The sequence below is a fragment of the Salaquimonas pukyongi genome (assembly GCF_001953055.1).
Lineage (GTDB): Bacteria > Pseudomonadota > Alphaproteobacteria > Rhizobiales > Rhizobiaceae > Salaquimonas > Salaquimonas pukyongi.
The window spans coordinates 1,003,699-1,020,469 of sequence record NZ_CP019044.1; the positions used below are offsets into that span (position 1 = coordinate 1,003,699).

20 protein-coding genes and 1 pseudogene are annotated in these 16,771 nt (G+C 59.3%); 9 read left to right on the top strand and 12 right to left on the bottom strand.

What is annotated here, in order from left to right:
* Window positions 1–169: 169 nt before the first annotated feature.
* Window positions 170–1,006, bottom strand: coding sequence for a mechanosensitive ion channel family protein (locus tag BVL55_RS04830; protein WP_244530592.1), 837 nt, complete (start codon window positions 1,004–1,006; stop codon window positions 170–172).
* A 249-nt stretch (window positions 1,007–1,255) separates the two neighbouring features.
* Here BVL55_RS04830 and BVL55_RS04835 point away from each other — a divergent pair, with 249 nt between their 5' ends.
* Window positions 1,256–1,657 (top strand): hypothetical protein, encoded by a 402-nt coding sequence (locus BVL55_RS04835; protein ID WP_156892417.1) that lies wholly within the window; start codon window positions 1,256–1,258, stop codon window positions 1,655–1,657.
* Window positions 1,658–1,678: 21 nt separating this feature from the next.
* Here the strand turns inward: BVL55_RS04835 and BVL55_RS04840 are convergent.
* From BVL55_RS04840 to BVL55_RS04875, 9 genes and pseudogenes are all read right to left on the bottom strand, one after another.
* Window positions 1,679–2,658, bottom strand: a pseudogene (locus BVL55_RS04840) (NUDIX hydrolase).
* On the bottom strand, window positions 2,655–3,245 hold the full coding sequence (locus BVL55_RS04845) for an HD domain-containing protein (RefSeq protein WP_075997900.1): 591 nt from the start codon (window positions 3,243–3,245) through the stop codon (window positions 2,655–2,657). Before BVL55_RS04845 ends, BVL55_RS04840 begins: the two are co-directional and overlap by 4 nt.
* Window positions 3,246–3,441: 196 nt before the next feature.
* Window positions 3,442–4,302, bottom strand: a complete 861-nt coding sequence (gene ygfZ / locus BVL55_RS04850; protein WP_075995972.1) for a CAF17-like 4Fe-4S cluster assembly/insertion protein YgfZ — start codon at window positions 4,300–4,302, stop codon at window positions 3,442–3,444.
* Window positions 4,303–4,494: 192 nt separating this feature from the next.
* On the bottom strand, window positions 4,495–5,283 hold the full coding sequence (locus BVL55_RS04855; RefSeq protein ID WP_075997901.1) for a hypothetical protein: 789 nt from the start codon (window positions 5,281–5,283) through the stop codon (window positions 4,495–4,497).
* Between the two features lie 172 nt (window positions 5,284–5,455).
* Complete coding sequence (locus BVL55_RS04860) at window positions 5,456–5,716, bottom strand: hypothetical protein (RefSeq protein WP_075997902.1); 261 nt, start codon at window positions 5,714–5,716, stop codon at window positions 5,456–5,458.
* A gap of 87 nt (window positions 5,717–5,803) precedes the next feature.
* A complete protein-coding gene (locus BVL55_RS04865) occupies window positions 5,804–6,268 on the bottom strand; it encodes a TIGR02301 family protein (protein WP_075995973.1) in 465 nt (154 codons plus the stop codon).
* A 109-nt stretch (window positions 6,269–6,377) separates the two neighbouring features.
* Entirely contained in the window at window positions 6,378–6,611 is a 234-nt protein-coding gene (locus BVL55_RS16800; protein WP_205410843.1) for a hypothetical protein, read from the bottom strand.
* A complete protein-coding gene (locus BVL55_RS04870) occupies window positions 6,608–7,387 on the bottom strand; it encodes a DUF3179 domain-containing protein (protein ID WP_205410844.1) in 780 nt (259 codons plus the stop codon). The genes BVL55_RS16800 and BVL55_RS04870 overlap by 4 nt, the downstream gene beginning before the upstream one ends.
* 74 nt (window positions 7,388–7,461) lie before the next feature.
* The gene (locus BVL55_RS04875) at window positions 7,462–7,971 is read right to left on the bottom strand and encodes an NUDIX hydrolase (protein WP_162841451.1); all 510 of its coding nucleotides are present in this window, start codon (window positions 7,969–7,971) and stop codon (window positions 7,462–7,464) included.
* On the opposite strand from BVL55_RS04875, the gene BVL55_RS04880 reads away from it, so the two are divergent.
* Together BVL55_RS04880 and BVL55_RS04885 are read left to right on the top strand one after the other, a co-directional pair.
* On the top strand, window positions 7,970–8,752 hold the full coding sequence (locus tag BVL55_RS04880) for an SOS response-associated peptidase (protein WP_075995974.1): 783 nt from the start codon (window positions 7,970–7,972) through the stop codon (window positions 8,750–8,752). The genes BVL55_RS04875 and BVL55_RS04880 overlap by 2 nt on opposite strands.
* A gap of 14 nt (window positions 8,753–8,766) precedes the next feature.
* Complete coding sequence (locus BVL55_RS04885; protein WP_075997904.1) at window positions 8,767–9,375, top strand: LysE/ArgO family amino acid transporter; 609 nt, start codon at window positions 8,767–8,769, stop codon at window positions 9,373–9,375.
* Window positions 9,376–9,437: 62 nt separating this feature from the next.
* Here the strand turns inward: BVL55_RS04885 and BVL55_RS17165 are convergent, their stop codons facing one another.
* Window positions 9,438–9,566, bottom strand: a complete 129-nt coding sequence (locus BVL55_RS17165; RefSeq protein WP_280161798.1) for a hypothetical protein — start codon at window positions 9,564–9,566, stop codon at window positions 9,438–9,440.
* A gap of 233 nt (window positions 9,567–9,799) precedes the next feature.
* On the opposite strand from BVL55_RS17165, the gene cysS reads away from it, so the two are divergent.
* The 5 genes from cysS (at window position 9,800) to rarD (ending at window position 14,520) form a co-directional block, all read left to right on the top strand.
* On the top strand, window positions 9,800–11,218 hold the full coding sequence (gene cysS, locus BVL55_RS04890) for a cysteine--tRNA ligase (protein WP_075995975.1): 1,419 nt from the start codon (window positions 9,800–9,802) through the stop codon (window positions 11,216–11,218).
* 114 nt (window positions 11,219–11,332) lie between these two features.
* Entirely contained in the window at window positions 11,333–11,869 is a 537-nt protein-coding gene (locus BVL55_RS04895; protein ID WP_075997905.1) for a GFA family protein, read from the top strand.
* Complete coding sequence (locus BVL55_RS17170) at window positions 11,862–11,984, top strand: hypothetical protein (RefSeq protein WP_280161800.1); 123 nt, start codon at window positions 11,862–11,864, stop codon at window positions 11,982–11,984. Before BVL55_RS04895 ends, BVL55_RS17170 begins: the two co-directional genes overlap by 8 nt.
* Window positions 11,985–11,993: 9 nt before the next feature.
* Window positions 11,994–13,586: a citramalate synthase gene (cimA, locus tag BVL55_RS04900; protein ID WP_075995976.1), complete on the top strand. Its 1,593-nt coding sequence runs from the start codon at window positions 11,994–11,996 to the stop codon at window positions 13,584–13,586.
* Between the two features lie 22 nt (window positions 13,587–13,608).
* Entirely contained in the window at window positions 13,609–14,520 is a 912-nt protein-coding gene (rarD, locus tag BVL55_RS04905; RefSeq protein WP_075995977.1) for an EamA family transporter RarD, read from the top strand.
* A 10-nt stretch (window positions 14,521–14,530) separates the two neighbouring features.
* On the opposite strand, the gene BVL55_RS04910 is transcribed toward rarD, so the two are convergent.
* Complete coding sequence (locus BVL55_RS04910; protein ID WP_075995978.1) at window positions 14,531–15,100, bottom strand: LOG family protein; 570 nt, start codon at window positions 15,098–15,100, stop codon at window positions 14,531–14,533.
* Between the two features lie 166 nt (window positions 15,101–15,266).
* Here BVL55_RS04910 and BVL55_RS16705 point away from each other — a divergent pair, with 166 nt between their 5' ends.
* Window positions 15,267–16,733, top strand: a complete 1,467-nt coding sequence (locus tag BVL55_RS16705) for a LysM peptidoglycan-binding domain-containing protein (protein WP_162841452.1) — start codon at window positions 15,267–15,269, stop codon at window positions 16,731–16,733.
* Window positions 16,734–16,771 lie beyond the last annotated feature (38 nt).

Sequence of the window (16,771 nt, forward strand, 5' to 3'; positions counted from 1 at the left end):
GGTTCCCGGGCCTTCGGACCGCGTTGCAAAACGCTGACAGTGTCTGCACTGCGCCGCATTTTCCTCCTTGCCGAAGACCAAACGCCCGGCGCTCAAACGATTCCATTTAAGCCGGACACCCTCTAGCGGCGGGGATTGTGGTGCCTGTGTTTGCGGTTCCGGTTGATTTTTATTCCGCCGGCTGGCTGACCAGATGCAGATCCTGTTGGGGATAGGGGATCGAGATGCCTTTTTTGTCAAAGGTTCGCTTGGCTTCGCCGCGAAGGTGGCTGGCCGTTGCAAACCAGTCGGCCGTCTTTGTCCAGTAGCGCAGCGTCACCGATACCGCGCTGTCGCCAAGTTCTGAAACAAAGGTCGCCGGTTCCGGGTCTTCAAGCACCCGGTCATCCTTGCCGGCCAGTGCCTTGAGCGTTTTTTCGGCCAGCGAAATGTCATCGTCATAGCCGATACCGATCACCAGATCGTTGCGGCGCACATCATAACGCGAATAGTTGGTGATCGGCACGTTCCACAATTCCGAATTGGGTACCATGCGATACAAGCCGTCCAGGGTTTTCATGCGTGTGGCAAACAGGCCGATTTCCTCTACCGTTCCGTCCACTCCGTCGGCATCGATGTATTCGCCGACGCGCAGGGGCCGCAAGATCAGCAACATCACGCCAGCGGCAATGTTCTTTAGCGTTCCCTGAAGCGCCAGGCCTATGGCAAGGCCCGCAGCACCCAGCGCGGCCAGAATGGAAGCGGTCTGAACGCCGAACTGCGCCAGCACGGCGACGGCGAAAACCGTCAGCACCGCATATTTGGCGAGATTGGAAAGAAAGTTGTTCAGCGTCCGGTCATCATGGTTGAGCCTGGAAAGCGCGCGGCTGGTCCAGCGCTTGGCAAGGCCCGCCACGGCAAAGCCAAGCACGATGGTAAGAAGCGCGCCGGCAACGGAAAATGAGTAGACAACCAGCAGTTCTGCTGCGCGTTCAAACAAGGTTTCGTTGGTGGCTTCGTCAGGCAATATGCGTCTCCTGTCTGTCTTGATATCAGGCAGTTGCGGTTTGGGGCGTCTGAAAGAAAAGATTTCAGAACGGTGCATCGCTGATTTAGGCATCGCAGGATGCAATGGATGTGCAAACCCCATGGGCCAACGAAGAACTGCCACAAAGGTTCCCGTCTTTTTGCGCGGCACAAAAAGCCGCCAGTGCAGTCCCCAAATTGCGCAAATGTGATTTGCCCTGCACCGCTTTGGCAGTGATGCTGGTGTCGAATGGGCAGGGTACCAATGGAGAAAGTGCGCGATCAGGCAATGCTGTGCGTGGGCAGAGCCGTATTCTTCGGCTATCTGGCCATTTCCATGGTCATGCTCGGCAGCATGTTCGATCTGGTGCTGTTCTTCCGTACCGGAGCAATTCTCACACTCCTCATGGCAGTCGTATTGCTCTGGTTTGCCCAGACAGCGCCTTCGCGCGCACCGGAAAAGACCGAAACCTGGCTTTTGCTGGAAGATCGCCACCGGCCACAAAACGAACATGCCGCTCGTGTGTTCGCCCAGGTCATGCAGGAAATCTACGGGTATTTTGCAACCCTGGCGATCCGGATTGCCATTGCCCTTGGATTGGCATCTCTCCTCCCGCAACTGACCGGCATTCGGTATCTTTTTGAAAGTTGATATGCCGGGCACACAGCAGTTTCAGCCCCGTCCGAGCCGAAGCCCCGGCGCCGGCCGCTCGGCCATCACCTCACGGCGAAACCTGAACAGTGCCGCCGGCCGTCCGCCAGTGGAGGTTGAGGTCTTGCCTGTCGGCTCGACCAATTGGTTGCTTTCCACCAGCCGCCTGAAATTCTGCTTGTGCACCTTGCGGCCCAGAATGCTTTCGGCTGTCTGCTGCAATTCGAGCAGGGTAAATTCGCTTGCCATCAGCTCGAAAATCACCGGGCGGTATTTGAGCTTTGCCCGAAGCCTTGAAAGGGCGGTCGCCAGGATGCGGCGGTGGTCATGCATCATGGCATTGCCGGGAGCGGTTCCCCGCGCACCTGTTTGATGCGGCCATCGGTTACCGCCTCCTGTGCCATGCCCGCCGAGTAGATCAGTTCATAGCGGTCCAGCACCCGCTCCTCATCCCACGGCACGCCATCCAGCCCGAAAGCAATCCGCACCCGGTTGTAGCCGCGCTGATCCACCGCCTTCAAACCGGCAAAATCCTTCGTGTCGCGCTCGACAATCCATGCCTTTAGGTTCGGCAGAATAAAATCGTCGATGATCGCCGGCCGCCCCTTCCGCCAGTCCTCCCAGGGCAGGTAATGATAACAGTCCTTCCAGCTCGCGCCGGAGTGCTTCAGCCTGGCCTCGTGATCGTCGATCAGGCGCGTCAGCGCCAGATAGCCCACCGACACCACATGGGGCTGGTCATCGCCCTCCTGACGGTGCCGCCCGCGATCCCCGAAAGTGTAGAGCTGCTCAACATAGCCAAGCTTCAGGCCGGTTTGTTCCTGCACCCACTGCCGCAATCCCAGTTCCATCGTGCGGTGGCGAACGGGATTGAACGGGCCGAAGGGCAGTCCGTCAAGACCGCTCTCGCCATCAGGAATTCGCAGGATGGCGGGCATGTTTTCCACAATCGCGATAATCGCCGCATTAAGACCGATCTCAACTGCCCTTGTCGCGCTCATTTGGCGTTTCTCCCGCTCCGTTGCAGGCCTGCTTCCTCGATCAGGCGGAACCGCTTGAGAAAGTTGGCTTGCGCCCGCTTGGCCGGCCAGGGCATCAGCGGCAATCCGTCGGGAGAAATGCCCTGCGGCCTTCCGAAAAAGCGCCGGGCTTCCCTTTCACCGAACCCGGCAAGCAGCGTCGCTTCAAAATAGGCGGCGATGGTATCGGCCTTCTTGATTGACTTGCCGAGGCCGGCAGCCGTTTTGGCCGGCAGGGAAAAGCGCATGTGAATGGCTTCCAGGAGCCGGTGCTCCACAGCCTTGTAATCGCCCCCCACCACCGCCTTGAAGGGGGAGATCATGTCGCCCACCACATATTCCGGTGCATCGTGCAGCAGCGTCACCATCTGTTCGGCAGGTGCCAGCCGGGGGTTGAGCCGCAAGTGAACATCAAGCACCAGCAGGGAGTGCTGGGCCACGGAAAATGCGTGATCGCCCCGGGTTTGGCCGTTCCAGCGGGCAACGCGGGAAAGGCCTTGAGCAATGTCCTCAATCTCCACATCCAGCGGCGAAGGCTCGAGCAAATCCAGCCGCCGCCCGGAAAGCATGCGCTGCCAGGCCCGTACCGGCGGTGCAAGACCGCCATCGGCGCTCTCGTTGGTTTTACTGCCGGATGGTTTTGCCATGCACTGCCAATTCCCGTTTCAGCCCGTGAAAACCTATGCGACAGGGCAGGTATGCTTCAAGCTTGCCGTGGCGAATTTTGCTGCAAAGCCCTGAAGATGCGTAATCAGGCTTGGACTTTTATTCCGCCTCCGGCCAGCCAAAGCGGGCCCAGGACTGTATCGAAAGCCGGATTTCGGTTGTGCCGGCATGGGCTGGCGCGCCGGTGGCATGGCTTGCGGCGCGGTCGAGCCGTATCATGGCCAGGCCGTTCCTGCCGCTGATGCTGGCCATTGTCCCGCACGCTGTCCCGTCAACAAGGACTTCCGTACCGCTTTCCGGCAACCCAGTATCACCCTCAACCTTGATCAGTCGTTTGCGGGCGGTGCCGCGATGCTGCACGCGGGAGACGACTTCCTGGCCGACATAACAGCCCTTTTGAAAATCCACCCCCTTGAACTGATCCATCAGCGCTTCATGGGGAAAGGTGCTGCCAAAAACGAAATCGAGCCCGCCCTCGGGCATGCCGAGAGCGATGCGGTGGCTGTGCCATGCCTGCAGCGGTTCTGCGCGGGTATCAGGCGGTGCCCGCCTTATATAGGCACGCGCTCCCATTTCCTTCAGCCGGGGATCGAATGCCACAACGCCGTCGGCAACAATCCCGTCCGCCCCCTCGCTTCCCCATATGGCAAAGACATGGGCGCGTTCATCCATGGGCTCGATCTGGACCTTGGCCCGCAGCTTGTAGAAGGTCAGCCGTTTGGCAAGGTCGTCCGCCATGGAAGCATCGGTATCCAGGATGAATCCGTTCACCGAGCGGATGATGAAGAAATCAAACAGGATTTTGCCTTGCGGGGAAAGCAGCGCACCAAAGGCAATTCCGCCCGGCTCCAGATGCTCCACATCGCAGGTGACAAGGCCGTGGAGAAATCGGGGGGCGTCTTCACCGGAAATGCGCAGAAGTTTCCGTCCTGCAAGCTCGGTACACAACAATTCGGACATCGTGGCCTCTTGGATCAATCCGCGTTTCCTTCGAAACGGGATTGGGATTTCCTCCGCTGCTACGCCATAGCAACTCCGGCGCACCGATCAACTGTTTTCGAACAGGATATGGCGTGGCCCCATTTGGTGCGAAAATTCCGCCGCCAAACGGGCCCCTCTGCAGTGTGCGGTCTGCTGCCTTTTCTTCGGTGATCAGTCCCCGGCGACGAAAAACCGCCAGCGTCCTTCCGGCGTAATCCCCAGCCGGTAGAAGATGTAACTGCCGAACTGGATCATCTCTTCATAGTCGCCATGGGTGATGATGCGGTACATGTCGACCCGCTGTTCGGGCGTCAGCTTGTCGAAGGGATAAGCGTAGAAATAGGGCCACACATACACAACATCGCCGGGAACCGTCTCGGTCTTGACCGGCGGTGCCTCCAAAATCTCCGTCATGATGGCGAGTATTTCATGGCCTTTGTGGTCGCCGGAAAGCGATTTGAGAAATTCTATCGGGTCTTCCTCATGACCGCCCAGGGACAGCATGGTCACATCGTCGCCATACCCCAGATAGGGACGCAGTTTTTCAACGTCGCCGCTGCGGGCAGCTTCCAGAATCAATTGCCGCATCTTGCGGGCAGGAAAGGGGATTTCCTCAAGATCGGTAATGATCTGCGGCAATGGGCGTTCCAGATCGTCTTCTCCGGCGCTCTCCCCGGCATTATCTGTTTGGGGTTCAGGTGTTTCTTCGGTTCCTGCCTCCGGCGCGCTTTCCTGCGCCCCGTCTTCTGAAGCTTCGTTCGTGGTGTCCTGAGCGAGAAGGAGTAAGGAGCCCGGCCCTTGGCTGGCATCGCTCAAAGAGCGCGGCTCTGCATCTGCCAGGCCGCTGGCCCATGAAACGTCATTGCCTGGAAAAGCTGCGGTCCATGCCAATGCCAGCAAGGACAACCCCGCAAAGCGCGGAACAAACCTCGCCCGGTCCACTGAGCCTTTTCGTGTCATTGACGCCAACCCGTTCCCGCCGGCGATCTGTTCCGGCATTGCCTAGACCACCTGTATGCAAAGGCATGCTACGCGGATTGCGGTGAATGTCAAAACCGCATGCTCTCATCATTGCGTGAAGAAATGCCGGCAAAACACGATGGTGCTGCAAAGGCCGGCGCCGTGGAACCGCCTATTGCAGTGTTTTGCGCTGAACGAAATGGCCCTCTGATTCCAACTCTGAAATCTCGCTCACAAGGGCGCCCGCCGCTTCGTGGCCGCGGCTGCGAGACAACTGGTCGAGGGTCTTGACGACAATCGTTCGCGCCAGGATTTCCGGCTCGATGCCGTCTTCCAGTCCCGCTTCCCAGGCTTCCAGCAGATGGGTTTCGGCCACCAGCTGCTTTTCGCGCAGGATTTTTTCTTCAAGGGTGAGGTCGCTCAATTGTTCCATTCCGGCCACCTTCTGGTTCAAGGCGGGGCGACAATCGCATATCCGGCCGCAAAATGGGCACATAATAATTTTTGTGGTTAACGCTGGTCAGCGGCCGTAACGGTTTGGAATTTCAGCCGCTATTCTGGTTCCTTGCGCCAGAAACTGGTTTGCCGCCTCAATGGCCGGATCATTGCACTCGCGGTGGATTTCCGCATAGCCGCGAAACCCCCGGTTAAAGGCGGCAATCATCTGTGCCTGGCTCTGCTCGCTGGGCTTTTCAGCTGCAATCAGCTTCTGCATTTCCTCCCGCCAGGTCTGTCCTTCTCCCGTTCCGCACAGATTGCGAAGGTAGTGCAGGGCGCCGAGAATTTCTGACAGCCGCATCAACTGCTCTTCATAGGCAGGCGGAAGGGTCTTGATTGCCGGCTGAGCAGGGCCGGCTTCATTGTCCTGCGTTTCTTCCGCAGCACCGCCGGACTGCTCCTGGGCACCGGCAGGAACCGGATGACCCAGGGGTCCACCCATCAGAAAAAGCACGGCAAACAAGCTGTAGAAGGACAGGGTTTTCATCGGCAATCGCTCTGGCAGACCTTGCGGTACGCATGACCTGACTTGCGGCACGCATGACCTGAACTGCCTTTATCGCATTCAGCTTCGCAAGCCAAACGCGGATCACCGACTATTGCTCGATTTTCAGGTCGGGATGAAAGGCATGGGCCACAAAGGCGAAGGTAATGTCGTGCACGGCGTCCCTGCGGTTGCCGCCGTCAGTCTCCTGAACAATGAGGTTGCCAATGTCGCGGCCTTCCGCGATGCGGCTGCTGTCCAGCGCCGAAGCACGCCCCGGCTGCCATTCCAGAACGAATGAACCCCGCTTCAGCGTCCCTTCCTTGCGAACCTTGTCGAGTGTCACGGCCAGGGCTGCTTCCCCTCCTGCCGCACGATCACCACCCGGGCCATCGGGTTGATGTCCTGCGGCAGGGTTCCGGTATACAGCGGGTAGGGCGCGTCGCGGCCGTCATAGGCAACATACGGATTGCGTCCATAGTCGCGCAGAGAGGGGTTGTTGGGCACCAGCACCTTGGCATCGCCATGGCGCTCGCGAAACCTGCCGAAAGCTTCCAGCCGTGACGGCATCATCTTGAGCTTGCGGCCGGTGAGGGCGCCGATGACCGCTTTGCCGGAAAACTGCTGCCACCAGCTTTCGGTCTGGCGGTCATACATCAGCAGGTCGGAATTTCTCAGCCGGCCCGTAGTGCCGAAGTCGTAGCGCTTTCCGTCAAGTTGGGCATCGAAGACAATCGCAGCATTGCACAGGGGGCAATAGGTGACCGCAAACGGGTGCCCGCCAACCCTGTCGTTGGCGATTTCATGCCACATGAGAACCGACAGCGGATAGGCTTTGGTTTCTTCATTATGGGTAAAAACGATGACCGGCTCGCGGTCGTCGAGCTCCGCTTCACCGGCAGCAACGAATTTCGGATCGTCGATTGCAGGAATACCGTCCTTGGGCGGGCCGCCGGATACCACCTCCGAAAGCGGGATGTTCGATTTGGAAAAATCCGTCTTCCAGTTCTCCCAGCTCTTCGGATTTGGGTCGGCGCCGGCAATCGCCGGCACCATCACAAGCAAGGCAGCAGTAATTGCAAGAATGGCCGCCTGCAGGCGCAGTTTGGCAGCTGGCAACATGACACCTTCACACCTTCGTTTGTTCGTTTGCCGGATAATGCCATGCGGAGTGCCGCAGCTTAAACGACGTTTTTTCACCTTTTGGTGAAAGCCTGTCGGCCAGCGCGTGCCCTTTCCAGGGCGCCGCCGATCAGCTCCAGCAGGTGCGGAACGGTATCAAGGGTGGCTGCTTCTGCAAGGCTTACCCAGCGCAGCTCGTGCGCGTCGCCGCCGGCACGCGGCTCCCCATCAAATGCCGTGCACAGGAACCGCGCCAGGACATGATGATGGGTGACGATGCCGTCCTCACCGTGTGCGATGCGGTCGGCAAATCCGAGAAACTCGAGGTGCCGGGCAGTCAGCGCCGTTTCCTCGGCAAGTTCCCGGCGGGCGGTTTCTTCCAGCCTTTCGCCCAACGCCTGTCCGCCACCGGGAAATGCCCAGTATCCCTTGAACGGCTCCTTGCCGCGCTTTACCAGCAGCACTTTGCCGTTCTTGACGACAGCGATGGAAGTGCCTGGTCTTGGGTGGGGGGATGGGGGACAATTGTCTTGCAGCGCTGCATTCCTTTTGGCATCAAGTCCACCCAGGACAGGACAGCCCATGTGCGGACGATTTTCACTGACGGCGGCCCCGGATGCGGTCGCCGAAATTTTCGACCTTGATGATATCGAGGATTTTCCGCCGCGATACAACATTGCGCCAACCCAGCCGGTGCTGACGGTTTTCAATGGTCCTGCCGGCAGGCGGGAAGCACGTCTGGTACGCTGGGGGCTCGTTCCTGCATGGGTGAAGGATCCCGGCGATTTCACCCTGCTTGTCAATGCGCGCAGCGAAACGGCAGCCGAAAAGCCGTCTTTCCGCAACGCCATGCGTCACCGCAGGGTATTGGTGCCCGCGTCGGGTTTCTACGAATGGCACCGCCCGGCGGACAAAAAAGCTCCAAGGCAGGCATACTGGATCAAGCCCGCCGATGGCGGCATCGATGGCACCGGTTTGGTCTGCTTTGCCGGCCTGATGGAAACCTGGACCGGAGCAAATGGAAGCGAAATCGACACGGGCTGCATTCTGACGGTTCAGTCCAACGACCAGATCGGCAATATTCATCACCGCATGCCGGTCGTCATCGAACCGAAGGATTTCAGCAGGTGGCTGGACTGCGCCAGCCAGGAGCCGCGCCATGTCGCCGATCTGCTGCAGCCTGCCGCGAACGGATTTTTCGAGGCGGTACCCATATCCGACAAGGTCAACAAGGTTGCCAATGCCGGCCCCGATATCCAGCAGCCGGTCGAGCCGGGCATCGGTCACAACAGTGCCGGTTCAAAGCAGGTCGAAAAAGCAGACCCCTCCGGCAGTGGCGGCAACAGCCAGTATTCGCTGTTTTGACCATGGCAGGTAGCATGATCCTGCCGGCCCTTTCGGGGTTTGTCCTGAGCGGTTCGCTGATCATCGCGATCGGCGCCCAAAACGCCTACATCCTGCGCATGGGGTTGGCGCAGCACCATGTGTTCTGGCTCTGCCTGTTTTGTGCAGTGTCCGATGCGGTGTTGATCATCCTCGGCGTGGCCGGGCTTGGTGCACTGGTGGAGGCAAATCCCGGCACGTTGAACATCTTCGCGCTTGGCGGAGCCCTGTTCCTGTTTTCCTATGCCGCCCTTGCCTTCAAGCGGGCGCTGAACCCCGCTGCCATGCAGCTTGAAAACGGCAGCAAGCCGTCCCTCCTGAAGGCACTTTCAACCTGTGCGGCCTTCACCTGGCTCAATCCCCATGTCTATCTCGACACGGTAATGCTGATCGGTGCCTATGCGGCACAATATGCGCCGGTGGAGCGCATGGCCTATGGTGCCGGCGCTGTACTGGCGTCCTTTGTGTGGTTTTTTGCTCTCGGTTATGGCGCACAACTGCTTGCGCCGGTGTTTTCCCGGCGCGCCGCATGGCAGGCCCTCGACATTGCGATCGCCGTCATCATGGCCGTGCTGGCAGCAAGCCTGCTCAGGCAGGTCTTCTGAATGCGCGTACGAATACGGCGGGCCTTTCCCGCGCTTCCGCACGAACATGGAAGAAAGGAAACTTAGACCGCTTTGGCAGAACGCGGTTTACCGGCCGGGACAAGCGCCAGCGCTGCAGCAACGGCAGGGATGGCGACCGGGCGATAGAGGCTGGCAAGCGTGGACAGGTTGCGTTTCGATTGAAAAGACATGGTAGATTACGCCAGTTGTGAGATTTCGCGCTGCCATGGCGCCGGTTTGTGATCAAATTGTGTCAGAGCTGTCTTTGTCCGGGTTTTTTCAACCGAAATCTCGCCTTGCGGGGAAAATCATGATGCCGCGCCCCGCAGCATACCGACCTGGTGCCAGAATTCACCCCTTGAAGTGCCTGCTGGCTCTGCTAAATGGAAACGCTCAATCCGCCCCCAGCCAGGCAGAACCTGCCATGTCCGGCAAGCCGACCCTTACCCTTTACAATACGCTGACGCGCCGCAAGGAGGCTTTCAGCCCGATCGATGCGGACAATGTACGCATGTATGTCTGCGGGCCGACGGTCTATGATTTCGCCCATATCGGCAATGCGCGGCCGGTCATCGTGTTCGACGTTCTGTTTCGCCTGCTTCAGCATCTGTACGGCGAAGCGCATGTTACCTATGTGCGCAACATCACCGACGTCGACGACAAGATCAACGCCCGTGCCCTGCGCGATTTCGGCGACGGGATTTCCGCCGGCAAGATGTCGCTCAACGAGGCGATCCGTAACGTCACGGAAAAGACGGCGGGACAGTTTCATGCGGATGCAGAGGCGCTTGGCTGCCTTCTGCCTACCCATGAACCGCGCGCCACCGAACACATCGGCGGCATGGTGGCGATGATCCAGACCCTCATCGACAAGGGCAACGCCTATCTGGTGCAGGGGCCGGAAGGGGCGGAAATCCTGTTCGATATCGTTTCCATGCCGGCCTATGGTGCCCTGTCCAATCGCAAACTGGACGAGCAGCAGGCCGGCGCGCGCATCGATGTGAAGGATCACAAGAAGAACCCAGGCGATTTCGTGCTGTGGAAGGAGTCTTCGGCTGAACAGCCCGGCTGGGAAGGGCGCTTTTCGATTGACGGCAAAGCGTGCGTAATTCACGGCCGCCCGGGCTGGCACATCGAGTGCTCGGTGATGTCGAAAACCCATCTTGGCGAAGTGTTCGATATCCATGGCGGCGGGCTCGATCTCATCTTTCCCCATCATGAGAACGAGATTGCCCAATCGTGCTGCGCCCACGGCACGGAGCGAATGGCAAACCTGTGGATGCACAATGGCTACCTTCAGGTCGAAGGGCGCAAGATGTCGAAGTCGGAAGGCAATTTCGTCACCATTGACGATCTTCTGAACACGGAAAAATTCGGCGGACGCAAATGGCCTGGGGAAGTTCTCCGCCTTGCCATGTTGATGACACATTATCGGGAGCCTATCGATTTCAGCATCAAGCGGCTGGAGGAAGCGGAGAGCATTCTCGCCAAATGGCGGCACGGCGATCCGCAAGCCGGCAAGGTGAGCGGCAAGGTCATCGGGCAACTTCTTGAAGATCTGAATACGCCAGGGGCGATACGCGCCCTGCATGCATTGAAGGATGACGAGGATTTCGCCGCGTCAGCGCAATTGCTGGGTATTCTTCCGCAGCCGGTGGAAGCTGTGTTGAGTGAGGCGGAGATCGCTGCGGCGTGTGAGCAGCGTCTCGCCTTTATCCGCGAGAAGAATTGGGCGCAGGCGGACCGCATCCGCGACGAGTTGCTGGCCCAGGGGGTTCAACTCAAGGATGGCAAGGATCCTGACACCGGCGAACGCGTTACGTCGTGGGAAGTAAAGCGCTAGTGGGTAGCGCCAGCAAGCATGAATTCTGCGGGCTTGCCTGCTGAAGAATGCTTACGTAAGGTAAGGCTTGGTGTTGGCGGGGGCGGCACGTTTCCATTCCGGGATGATATCAGCATGTACGAAAACCACGCCCCGCTGCTTCAGGAAGACGACAGCGACGAAGATCCGGACAATAGCGGTGTTTATACCGGCGGCTGCCAATGCGGCGCCATCCGGTTTCGCATGGAGGGAAAATCCGACGACCGCTCGATATGCCATTGCCGCATGTGCCAGAAGGCGTTCGGCAATTTCTATGCGCCGCTCGTCAACACGCGCGGGGTGAAGTTTGAGTGGACGCGCGGTGAACCCAGGCGCTGGCGGTCCTCCAACCATGTGCTGCGCGGTTTTTGCGAAAAATGCGGAACGCCGCTTACCTATGAGGCCGAAGACGGGTTGGCGGTCGCCATCGGTGCCTTCGATCATCCCGAATTGCTGACACCGATCATACAGTATGGCGTGGAATCGAAGATCGAATGGCTTGACGACCTCGATACGCTCCCGGCGCGTCATACGATGGACGACATCGATACTGCGCCTTTCCTCGACGATATCGACAGCCATCAACACCCCGATCACGACACCAACTCCTGGCCGGAGCCGGAGGATGAGTGAGAGAAATTCTCCCACACAAATGCCGAAATGGCTGCTTTACGGCATCATCGGAAAACTGGCCGCCATCGTCCTCATTGTGGTGATTGTGCTTTGGTATGCCGGCATTTTCGGCTAACAGCATTGCATGACCCGCCAACGCCTTTATCTTTTCGACACCACCTTGCGCGACGGCCAGCAGACGCCGGGCCTTGATTTCTCCGTCGCCGACAAGATCGACATCGCCGCAATGCTGGACGAACTGGGCCTTGACTACGTTGAGGGCGGTTATCCCGGTGCCAATCCGACCGACACGGAGTTCTTTTCAAAAAAGCGTACAAGGAATGCGGCCTTTGTCGGGTTCGGCATGACCAAACGCCATGGCGTATCAGTCTCCAACGATCCCGGTCTTGCCGGTCTTCTTGCCGCCGATTGCGACGCCATCTGCTTCGTTGCAAAAAGCTGGGACTATCACGTCAAGGTCGCCCTTGGTTGCAGCAATGAAGAAAACCTCGAGACGATTTCCGGCTCGGTAGAGGCGGCCGTGGCTGCCGGTCGTGAGGCGATGATCGACTGTGAGCACTTCTTCGACGGCTACAAGGCCAATCCCGCTTACGCGCTCTCCTGTGCAAGGGCCGCTTATGACGCGGGCGCAAGATGGATCGTGCTGTGCGATACCAATGGCGGCGCCCAGCCGGCGGAAGTGACGCAAATTGTCGAACAGGTGATCGAGGCTGGCATCCCTGGGGACAATCTCGGCATTCATGCCCATGACGATACCGGCCAGGCGGTGGCAAATTCACTCGCCGCGGTCGAAGCTGGTGTCCGCCAGATCCAGGGAACGCTGAACGGGGTCGGCGAGCGCTGCGGCAATGCCAACCTGACCACCATCATCCCGACGCTGGCGCTCAAGCCCGTTTATGCCGATCGGTTCGAAACGGCCATCGGCCCCCGCCAGCTTGAACAGCTGACGAGGATTTCCCACAAGTTCGACGAACTCATCAATCAGGCGCCCTATCATCAGGCGCCTTATGTCGGCTCGTCGGCCTTTGCCACCAAGGCCGGCATTCACGCCTCCGCCATCCTCAAGGCGCCCGACACCTATGAACATGTCGGCCCTGAAAGCGTCGGCAACCGCCGCCGCCTGATGGTCTCCGATCAGGGTGGCAAGTCGAATTTCATTGCAGAGTTGCAGCGCAAGGACATCGAGGTCGAAAAAGACAACCCGGCGCTGGATTCGCTGATTTCCATCGTCAAGGAGCGCGAGGCGAAGGGATTTGCCTACGAGGCGGCCGAAGCCAGCTTTGAACTGCTGGCGCGCCGCCATCTGGGAACGGTGCCGCAGTTTTTCCGGGTCGAGTCCTTCCGCACCCAGGTTGAGCGCCGCTTCAATGCGCGGGGCGATGTGGTCACGGTTTCCGAGGCCGTGGTGAAGGTCGAAGTGGATGGAAAAATGTTCCTCTCGGTCGCCGAGGGCCATGGCCCCGTCAACGCCCTCGACCAGGCTTTGCGCAAGGACCTTGGAAAATATCAAAGCCAGATCGAGGACCTTGAACTGGTGGACTACAAGGTGCGCATCCTCAATGGCGGCACGGAAGCCGTCACCCGGGTGCTGATCGAATCGACCGACGACAGCGGCGAGCGCTGGTCGACCATCGGCGTTTCCGATAACATCATCGACGCCTCATTCCAGGCGCTGACCGATTCGATCAATTACAAGCTGATGAAATCGGCCTCCTGACCCCAGTTCCGAAAGTCCTTCCATGCGTGTGGCGGAAGCCGAACCCAAGACCGTCAAGCCTGTGTCCGGCGACACCAGGGCCGGTTTTTTCTATGCGCTGACAGCCTATCTGCTGTGGGGGTTCCTGCCGCTTTACATGAAGCTGCTGGAGGATATCGATGCCTTCCAGGTGATGGCACACCGCGCGCTCTGGTCCCTGCCAGTGGCAGGCGCGATTCTTTGGTGGATGGGGCGTACCGGCGACATCCTGCCAACCCTGAAAAGTCCAAAGCGGCTCGGCATCCTTTTCCTTACCGCAACGATCATTTCAACCAACTGGACCATCTATGTATGGGCGATTTCGGTTGAGCGGACGCTAGAAACCGCGCTTGGCTATTACATCAATCCGCTCATCACGGTTGCCATGGGAGCGGTTTTCCTGGGTGAGCGGTTCACCCGGGCACAGCGTCTTGCGCTGGCAATTGCAACCCTTGCCGTCGTTCTACTTACCCTGCGCGGCGGTGTCTTTCCGTGGATCAGCCTGGTGCTTGCTTTCACGTTCGCCACCTATGGCTTTCTGCGCAAGACCGTTGATGTCGGCCCGACCCAGGGCTTTCTGGTCGAGGTCATGTTGCTGGCGCCCTTTGCCTTCGCCTTTATCGCCTGGCGCGAGGTTTCAGGACAGGGGGCGTTTTTCGAAGGCACGGACTATACCGCTCTGCTGATCGGTTGCGGGCCGGTAACCGCCATTCCGCTCATTCTCTATGCGTTCGGTGCCAAGGGCCTGCGGCTTTCAACCATCGGCTTGATGCAATATATCGCGCCGACGATGATCTTCCTCATCGGACTGTTTGTCTTCCGCGAACCGTTCTCCTTCTGGCAGGCCGTAGCCTTTGTCATGATCTGGGCGGCGCTGGCGATTTACACCTGGTCGGCCTTTCGCAAGCCGGCTTAGATAAGTTGCCTCACGCGTTGAGAATTTCCTCAACGATGTTTGCCGGATCGCGCACCACCATCGGCTTCAGCCGCTGGCTGGTGTGAATGAAGCCAGCTTCGGCCATGTGCGACAGGAGGTCGATCAGCGGATCCCAGAACCCCTCGATATTGGCAAAGACCACCGGATAGTCGTGCCTGCCAAGCTGCGCCCACGTCAGCATCTCGACCACTTCCTCCAGCGTTCCGATCCCGCCCGGCAGTGCCACAAAGGCCTGCGACAGTTCGAACATCCTGGTTTTGCGCTCGTGCATGTCGCGGGTAACAACCACTTCGCCCAGTTCGCCATCGTCATCATCACATCCCATGGTGCCGCGTTCCTTGGAGATCAGGAATTCGGGGATGACACCGGTTACCTTCCCGCCATGCTCGATCACCGAGCGGGAGATTTCACCCATGATGCCCATTCCGCCACCGCCATAGACAAGGCAGATATCCCGCTCCGCCATGGTTCTGCCGAGAATTCGCGCTGCTTCCCGAAAGGCGGGATGATTGCCTGGCTGGGAGCCGCAATAAACACAAATGGAGGAGATTTCGGCCATGGTGCGATCCGTTGGTTGCAATCCTGCTGTAGCCCTGCTGGCGCAGAATTGAAACGCCTGACCTTAGGTGAATGGTGATTTTGTTCCGCCAATCAGATATATCAGGGTGATGAACCGGAATTACCGCAGGGCGGGATGCGTCCCGCTGCAGGAGGCAGGGTAGGCAATGGCGTTCACATTATTCGGAAAATCGGGTCTTGCATCGCTCTTGACCACGGGAAAATCGGGCATTGCCGCAGCGCTTACGGTAAGTGCGGGCGCAGCAGTCGGTGCCGGTACGCTGATCAAGAATGATGCCGGCGAACCGTTGATCTCTTCTCTTTTGTCTTCTCCGCCCGCCGTCGAATCGGAAGCCGTACCCGAAAGTGGCGAATCATCAAAGGCACCGGCCACAGGCCAAAGCGAGCCGCAACAACTGGCGGCCCTGCCCGAGGATGGTGGGCAGGCTGAGGAAACAGTGGTGGCCGAGGACCCGCCGGGCACGCCGCGTTTTGACATTCTGCGGGTCGAACCCGACGGTTCCGTGGTGGTTGCGGGTTCTGCGATTGCAGACAGTGCAGTTGAAATTCTCTCCGGCAGCGATGTGGTGGGCAAAGGCAAGGCCGGGGCTTCCGGCGACTTTGCCATTGTGTTCGATGATCCGCTGCCGCCGGGCGACCACGAACTGGTAATCCGCGCCGTTCCCAAGGAAGGTGAGCCGGTGCTTTCAGCAGAAACCGGCATCGTATCCATACCCGAGCAGGGCGATGAGGCTGGCCAGGTGCTTGCCATGGTCTCCCGCGACGGGGCCGCATCCCGCATTCTCCAGGGCCCTGGCAGCAGTCAGCCGGCAGAGCCGGTGGCTGAAGCCGCCGCTGAGCCGGAAGCGCCGGTTGAAGAAGAAGTGGCCGAGGCTCCTGCCGAAGAAGAAATCGAACCGGCGGTTGCTGCCGCTGAACCCTCCGTGCCGGTCATGGTTCAGGCGGTCGATGTTGAAAAGGATCGTCTGTTCGTCGCCGGCAGGGGAGAACCCGGCGCGACGGTGCGCATCTATCTGGATGATGAATTCAAGGGTGAGGCCAAGGTGGCGCCCCAGGGGGCCTTTTTGATTGAACTGGCACAAAGCCTCGAGCCGGGCAGGCACCAGCTTCGCGCCGACATGATCGGAAGGGGTGGAAAAGACGTCGCCTCCCGAGCCCAGGTTTTCGTCGATCATGAGCCGGAAGAGCCCCGGCAGGTCGCCGAGGTGCCCGTGCAAGAGCCGCAGGCAGCTGAAAGCGATATCCCACAGGCAGAGACGCCATCGACCGCTGCTGCAGAGGCCGCAGCTTCTGATGGGGTACAGGAAACGGAAGCGATCACTCAGGCGGATACCGCCCCGGAAACCGAAACCGCCGTTGAAGCAGAACAGGCTGAAGTGGCGCAGGCAGAAGCGCAACCGGTCATTACCACCGGGCGATCGGTCATCATTCGCCGCGGCGACAATCTGTGGCACATTTCCCGGCGGATGCTGGGTGAAGGCAAGCGCTATACGCTCATTTTCGAAGCCAACAGCGACCAGATCCGCAATCCTGACCTGATTTTTCCCGGGCAGGTGTTTGAGGTTCCAGGCAATGAGGAAACCGCCGGAACCGGCAGTTCCAGCTCGGGATAGACAGCCGTCACGGCTGCACCGGCGTCACGGCTGCACCG